The following is a 6,373-nucleotide window of genomic DNA, read 5'->3' as shown; positions in this document are numbered from 1 at the left end:
TCATGCCGGACCCGACAGGCCAACTCCCTCAGATACTCACACCATCCGAGGTTACAAACAAGGTAACGGGGTGAGATGTGCCTATTATGGGGGTCTTCCGCTCCTACCCTGACAGGGACTTATCAGGAAATTCTCCACGGCAACACGAAATTTCCCGGGGACGTCGTCCGTTTCCGACCGGGGTTGTTTGTCTCGCTGCCGGCCACTTCTCACACCAGAAGCAGCCTTGAATTATACCAGTAAACCAGAAGGCATCGGTCTTTTCGGTGTACCGCCTCTCGAGCCACAGCATCGCGTGCATCCGGCTGGGGCGCTCTGCGTCTCGTCGCCGGCATTGCCGCCGCAGCCCTCGTTGGCAGCATCACGCTCGCCGCGGTACCGGCCTCGGTGACCGGCGTTCTTCAACACGTTGCGTTCAGCTCGCACCTGTTCTACCCGGGTGAAGGCAACATATCGACAATCCACAACTCAGGGGGTGTTTCGTCTGTCAGTGGTTTTGTTGGCTGTGAAATCGTCACCGTCACGGGCGGGGTTCCCGTGGACGCTCGCACCTATCGTGACGGCGGCGGAGCTATCTCGTGGACGTCGAGCTTCGCGGACCTGCTCCAAAACTACGATCTCACTCCGGGCGACGTGTTCGGCCTCAGCTATTACTACGACATGGACGAAAATACCTGCGCCAGCGGTGACTCAACTGTGCTGGGCAGACCCACAGCCAGCGGTTCGTTCATCATCGGAACACTTCCGGTGGCCGACCTGCCGTCGGAAACCGTGAACGAGCTGGTCTGCGGCTGGGATTATGGAGAAGGAGCTAACTTCGCCACCAACTCGGTCGCCTGGACCGACATCTGCCTGACCGATGGAGCAGTGGACGACGGCCAGACCGCCCACGTCGATGACGCCTTCGACACCATCGGCACAGTTTGGCTCTACGGCGAAGGCTGGTACTACGCCGTGACGGATGCGGACTACAGCGACGACGCTGGCGTACTGACCCTGAACGACGACGACATCGATATTCCGGGACGCGACGATAACGTCGATGTGACCGTGACGGTCACCATGATCGGGTCGTTCGTCACGTGGAACGTCAATGTTTTCGAAGCCGGAACTTCGACGCCCGCCGCGGTCGACGTCAGCCTCGAGGGCGACCTCGGCTCCGACGAGGACACCACGTGGACCCAGACCGACTCGGGGGGTCTGGATTTCGACCGATGGCCGACGGGAGTCTGACCCGGTCCTCGTGCACCGACTCCGGGGCAGCGGCCGAACGTACACCGGCCACAATGACGACAGCCTGACTGCGGGGGTCACCGGTGGTTCGTCATTCGTCTACTCCATCGGCGTCATCGACTACTGCTCGTCGCAGGCCGACGCCGTGGCGAACGCGCAGGTTGTCGCGGCCAACTTCGACAGCTACCTCAACACAGACCTGATCGGCGGCGATTGACCCGGATTTTCCGTCACTGACTTGACGGCCGCCCAGGGTGTCGTCATTGATCAGGCCCTCGCCATTGATCAGGCCCTCGCGTTGGATTTCACCGACGAATGGGATTTCTCTGGCGGGTGGGAGCTCACACTGTCCGACCTTCCCGACGGCCTGGACTATGCGGTTCTGGGCGGCGTCGAGGGTCCGAGCGTTTGTATTTTCGGCACCCCCAGCTACAGCGGAACGTCGACGCTCACGTTCAATGCCAATGCCGCAGGTGTCTCGGCTGAGGCCCTGGGCAACCTGGTCGTTGCCGCTCCCGCTCACAACCTGTCGCTGGCTCTCGATCTCGCAGTGGGTGAGCAGGTGACGGATGCTCCGGCACACGTCTACGCATCCGGCCTGGTGCCCGACAGCGCCTGGACGCTCACGGCGCGGTCCACCCCGACCGTTATTGCCTTCGGAATCGTCGGCGCCAACGGTCAGCTGGCCACAACGGCCAACCTGCCCGCCGGCCTCGAAGCCTGTTGGCACTCGCTGACCCTGGACGGCACCTTAGCCGATCTGACGTACGCGCAGGCCATGGTCTGATTTGAGATCGATGCCAATGGCGTGCTGTTGCGCATCTCCAGCACCGATCCAGTCGTCACTCCGGTCGTCTCGAGGGCGGCTCTGGCCAGCGCCGGATTCAGCAACGGCTGGTTGGTCGGCCTCGCTGCCCTCCTGGTCGCCGCTGGCGCAGCGCGCGCCGGGGTGCGCCTGTACCGCCGCAAGGCCAACAGGCAGGTGTAGCCGGCACGCGTGAGCGGATGCCGCCTCGGTTTCGGTCGGGGTGGCATCCATTTTTCTGTGCCCGGCAGGTTGCCCCGTGTTACAGGGGCGCTCACCCGCGACCTGCGCGCCACGCACACTGGTAGGAGCGCAGCACAATCGACACCGACGGGAGCCCGGCATGAACGAAGAATTCACGAAGCGGATGCTCGCCGTCGTCGAGGTCACCGGAGCGCGCCCCGACCGTCCCTCGTACCACGCCAAGGTGCAGGTACTCAATTCGCGCCTGGCCACCGATGCTGCCGCTGCCGGCTGGGTCGTCATCCGGGTGGCCGCTGCCGACGTGACGCCCGTCGACCTGCTGCACATTACAGCGGATGCCGACGCCCTCGTCATCGTCGGCGGCGAAGACATCACGCCCCACTTCTACGGCGGTGCTGACGGCTACGAGGGTGAGACGGCACACTTCGCGGTCGCCGACGCGGGCCAGATTGCCCTGGTGCAGCGTGCCCTCCTACTCGGTACCCCACTGCTGGGCATTTGCCGCGGCCTGCAGATCATCAACGTCGCCCTCGGCGGCAACCTCGTGCAGCACATTGAGAACGGCATTCACAAAAACATCGACGTGCCGATCGACCAGATTCTTTCTACCCACGACGTCGTCCTCGCCGCCGACAGCACCCTGGCCGTGAGCCTCGGCCGCATCGACCTCTCGGTGCAGAGCGCCCACCACCAGATCGTCGACCGCCTCGGCGCCGGCCTCGTTGCCGTCGCCCATGCCCCCGACGGCCTGATCGAAGCCCTCGAGCACGAGAGCGCTCCGATTACTGGTGTGCAGTGGCACCCCGAAGCGCCCGACTCTCCGGTCGATCAGCTCACCCTGCTCCTGGCCGGTCTGGCCGCACAGCACGAGACTCGCTCGTTGCGCGGCATCGCCATCGCGCTCGCTGCTTGACCAGTCCTTCAGCTGAGCCATCAGCATTCGTTGAACGCCCCATGCACGCGGGATCGTTGCCGGGTCCATGTTCGGAAAGCGGGCCCGGGAAGAAAAAGGATCGCGGATCGCGACGCCAGCCCCGTGCCAGAGCCCTGGTGCCTGAGCCCCGGTGCCGGCGGGGCGTGTCAGCGCGGCGGTACCGCGCGTTGTTCGCGGAACCGAAAAAGCCCCGGCACTTCTCGCCTGGGGGAGGTGAGAAATATGCCGGGGCTTCACGTGGAGTGGGGGAACTCCGTGTGTAACCGTACGGGGCATGGCCTGAGAAGAGGCTGATAAAAACCAAAAAGGAAGTCTACCCCGCGCCAGAATTGGGATCTCCCGGTCGACCGGTTTGTTACGTATCCGTTGCAATCGCCGCGCGCGCAACGGTCGGCCGACTAAACTGAGCCGCGGTCGCCGTTCCACAAAACGAGGCGGTGTCGACCCGGGTAGGGAGTCGACACCGCCTCGGATGCATGAGTCGGCTCTGCGTCAGGCGGCCTGGTGCTTGGCGGTACTGACGGCGCTCGTTGAGTGGCTCCAGGCGAGTAGTTCGGCCTGCGCCCGCTTACGGCTCGCAGCGGTCTGTTTGGGGGGAACCGGAACGATCATTCGGGAGCCCGGGCAATCCTTGGTGGAATTGGCCAGGGAATGATAGGTCGCGAAGCGGGTATCCGACGTGATCCACACCATTTGTTGGCATTCGGGGCACTCTGTCTGCAACATTTTCACGATTGTCCGTTCCATCGCCGACTCGGGGTAATCGGTTCGATAATTCCAATCTAGTGGGGACAGACAGCGTGATGTCCTCCCCCGTCATGGGGACAGCACGAAACGCCGAACAGTGGTATTTTGCCTCCGGCACGTGCTTCCGTCTATTCTGAGTTCCCCGCCTGCCAGAGACGTTGAAATGGAGACACGCCATGAACATTGATTGGGAATTCAACGGACTGCCGATACACGTGCTGATCGTGCATGTGATCGTGATCGTGATCGTGATCGTGATCGTGGTGCCGCTGGCCGCCTTGTGTGCACTGCTCACCGCCTTCTGGCCGGCCGCTCGGCGACGACTGGGCATCGTGACGCCTATGGTGGCACTCGCCGCGCTCCTGCTGGTTCCGCTCGCCGTGCAAGCGGGGGAGTGGTTGCAATCCCGGCTGGTCAGCGTGACCCCACTGCTCGGCGCGCACACCTCGCTCGGCAAGACGATGCTGCCGTGGGTAATTGCCCTGTTCTTTATGACGGCACTGCAGTGGTTCTGGTATCGCTATGCGACCGCCGAGGGCGCCCGTTTCGCATCCGCTCTGCCGAACCACACCCGACGCCTCGTGGGCACCGTTGTTCTTGATCTCCTTGTTCTGGTCAGCGCTCTTGGATCGGTCGTCACGGTCGCCCTGATCGGGGAATCGGGTTCTCGAGCGGTTTGGACCGACCTGTTCATCTCGTGAGGGCGCCGCACCGAACGTGCGACACCCTCGCGAGCCTGGTCAGGCCCGCGGCCTGGGCGGCTGCGGCTTCTGGAATGCCAGCTCGCCGCCGACGCGCCCGCCGAACGGCCGACCGTGGTCGGCAAACTCCTCGCGAAAGTATCCCATGCGCCACGGCCCCATTTCGAGCCGCGAGCCGGTGCGCAGAATCTGGCTGTTCCCGATGCGTCCTTCGACCGGCCGAGAGCTGCCCGAGACGTCACCCATCGCATACAGAACGTACTCATCGTCGTCATCGTGGCGAATTTCGGCGTGCAGCGGTTTCAATCCGGGCAGTTGCAGGTCCGCGTCGGCGGACGAGCCGATCGTCGTCACGCCCGGCAGCAGGTTGAATTCCCGGGGCATCTTCCCGTTCCAGTTCTCCGATCCCACAACGAAGATGAGGCGGGGCCGCCCGCTTCCCGGCGTGTAATGCGTTGTGGTGATCTTTCGCCGGCGGTGTCGATCAAATGTGGGTGCAAGCGGAAACACCGTCGATGGCGGCAGCGGAATGGCAACCGGCATGCGCGCACGTCCGCGCATGCGTGCCTGCACGAGCGGCCCAAGGGCGTTTCGGGCCCCGAGCACGATGTGCGGTGACCGCGTCAGGAGGCGTTGCGAAACGGAGGCCTGCACGTCGCCGAGACGCGCAATCAGCCCGACCGGGCCCGTGATGGAGACGGTCAGGCCGCGGGAGGCCAATTCGGCAGCCAGTGCGCGCAGCGGTTCCAAGTTGAGCGCACGCCCCTGCACGAACATTTCCGGGTTGCTCGTAAAGACGGTGATCTCCGTGCCGTTGGCGGTCACCGTGCCCTGCATTGCATCCGCTGACCCAAAGGAATCGCCGAATTCCGCCCCGGTCGAATCCGCACTGGAGTCAGCCTTCGACGCACCGACCGCACCCGTTGGTTCGACCAGGGAGAAGGCGAGATCGATGTGCAGACTCACCGGGGAGCCGGCCCGTGATGAGCTCGCCGAGGAGCTCACGATCAGCCCCGAAACGGATCGGAACCGAGCGACTTCTCGTCGCTCGTGGTGACCCGCAGGGTGCCGTTGAGCTTCCAGATGGCTCGTGGGGCGTCGGGGCCGATATCGCGGGGAACCTCAACGACCATATCGATGAAACTATAATTAATGGCTGCGCCCTTGCCGGTGAGATAGGACCACATTTCCTGGCCGAGGTCGGCCCAGTCCTTGATGGTGTGCTCTTCGGAGTCGGCGGTGGTCTCGACATTGCCCAGGTACGTCTGTCGTTCAGTCACGTTAAGTTCCTTTTCGCTCGCACAGATAGTGGTGCAGGTACCGACAGGTGCGCCGGTCTCGCAAGGGCACAGTACCCTTGAGATTTACCTAGCCTAGTTACCTAGTTGCGTGCGGTAAAGGATTGTCCCTAAACGGGGAACGGGTATTATTCGGCGTCGAGATCCGTCTCAAGAATCCTGACCAGGGAGTCGAGAGCCTCGTCGGCGCCGTCACCGTCGGCGCGCAGCACGACGGTATCGCCGTTGGAGGCGCCGAGGCTCATGATGGAGAGGATGCTCGATGCGTCCAGTGCATCTTCGGCCGGCTCGCCGGCCATCGCGATGGTGACCTCGAGGGGCAGCTCACCGACCGCGGCGACAAAGATTCCGGCGGGGCGGGCGTGCAGGCCAACGCGGCTTGCGATGACAGCAGTTCGTTCAGACACGGGGTCCTCCAAGGTAAGCAGTGTTGAAAAAGAGCGAGTGCAGA

10 protein-coding genes are annotated in these 6,373 nt (G+C 63.5%); 6 read left to right on the top strand and 4 right to left on the bottom strand.

What is annotated here, in order from left to right:
• Positions 1–537 precede the first annotated feature (537 nt).
• The 5 genes from CXY71_RS18360 to CXY71_RS18340 all read left to right on the top strand — a co-directional run bounded on the left by CXY71_RS18360 (position 538) and on the right by CXY71_RS18340 (position 3,155).
• Entirely contained in the window at positions 538–1,233 is a 696-nt protein-coding gene (locus tag CXY71_RS18360) for a hypothetical protein (RefSeq protein WP_146072874.1), read from the top strand.
• Between the two features lie 10 nt (positions 1,234–1,243).
• A complete protein-coding gene (locus tag CXY71_RS18355; RefSeq protein ID WP_104138841.1) occupies positions 1,244–1,450 on the top strand; it encodes a hypothetical protein in 207 nt (68 codons plus the stop codon).
• A 21-nt stretch (positions 1,451–1,471) separates the two neighbouring features.
• A complete protein-coding gene (locus CXY71_RS18350) occupies positions 1,472–2,020 on the top strand; it encodes a hypothetical protein (RefSeq protein WP_104138838.1) in 549 nt (182 codons plus the stop codon).
• A gap of 21 nt (positions 2,021–2,041) precedes the next feature.
• The gene (locus tag CXY71_RS18345; protein WP_104138835.1) at positions 2,042–2,221 is read left to right on the top strand and encodes a hypothetical protein; all 180 of its coding nucleotides are present in this window, start codon (positions 2,042–2,044) and stop codon (positions 2,219–2,221) included.
• A gap of 160 nt (positions 2,222–2,381) precedes the next feature.
• Positions 2,382–3,155 (top strand): gamma-glutamyl-gamma-aminobutyrate hydrolase family protein, encoded by a 774-nt coding sequence (locus CXY71_RS18340; RefSeq protein ID WP_104138832.1) that lies wholly within the window; start codon positions 2,382–2,384, stop codon positions 3,153–3,155.
• Between the two features lie 513 nt (positions 3,156–3,668).
• Here the strand turns inward: CXY71_RS18340 and CXY71_RS18335 are convergent.
• On the bottom strand, positions 3,669–3,869 hold the full coding sequence (locus CXY71_RS18335) for a hypothetical protein (RefSeq protein ID WP_104138830.1): 201 nt from the start codon (positions 3,867–3,869) through the stop codon (positions 3,669–3,671).
• Positions 3,870–4,099: 230 nt separating this feature from the next.
• Here CXY71_RS18335 and CXY71_RS18330 point away from each other — a divergent pair, with 230 nt between their 5' ends.
• The gene (locus CXY71_RS18330) at positions 4,100–4,624 is read left to right on the top strand and encodes a hypothetical protein (RefSeq protein WP_104138827.1); all 525 of its coding nucleotides are present in this window, start codon (positions 4,100–4,102) and stop codon (positions 4,622–4,624) included.
• Positions 4,625–4,663: 39 nt separating this feature from the next.
• Here the strand turns inward: CXY71_RS18330 and CXY71_RS18325 are convergent, their stop codons facing one another.
• The 3 genes from CXY71_RS18325 to CXY71_RS18315 form a co-directional block, all read right to left on the bottom strand.
• Positions 4,664–5,629 (bottom strand): FHA domain-containing protein, encoded by a 966-nt coding sequence (locus tag CXY71_RS18325; RefSeq protein WP_233198439.1) that lies wholly within the window; start codon positions 5,627–5,629, stop codon positions 4,664–4,666.
• Positions 5,630–5,631: 2 nt separating this feature from the next.
• Positions 5,632–5,904: a hypothetical protein gene (locus CXY71_RS18320; protein WP_233198440.1), complete on the bottom strand. Its 273-nt coding sequence runs from the start codon at positions 5,902–5,904 to the stop codon at positions 5,632–5,634.
• A gap of 146 nt (positions 5,905–6,050) precedes the next feature.
• Positions 6,051–6,329, bottom strand: coding sequence for an HPr family phosphocarrier protein (locus CXY71_RS18315; protein ID WP_104138824.1), 279 nt, complete (start codon positions 6,327–6,329; stop codon positions 6,051–6,053).
• Positions 6,330–6,373: the final 44 nt, after the last annotated feature.

The organism is Cryobacterium sp. Y62, assembly GCF_002929785.1.
Lineage (GTDB): Bacteria > Actinomycetota > Actinomycetes > Actinomycetales > Microbacteriaceae > Cryobacterium.
This window is presented reverse-complemented; position numbering and strand designations above follow the sequence as displayed.

Coding starts and splice junctions, on each gene's coding strand:
- CXY71_RS18340 (WP_104138832.1), top strand. CDS start 2,382: ATGAACGAAGAATTCACGAAGCGGATGCTCGCCGTCGTCGAGGTCACC.
- CXY71_RS18335 (WP_104138830.1), bottom strand. CDS start 3,869: ATGGTGTGGATCACGTCGGATACCCGCTTCGCGACCTATCATTCCCTG.
- CXY71_RS18330 (WP_104138827.1), top strand. CDS start 4,100: ATGAACATTGATTGGGAATTCAACGGACTGCCGATACACGTGCTGATC.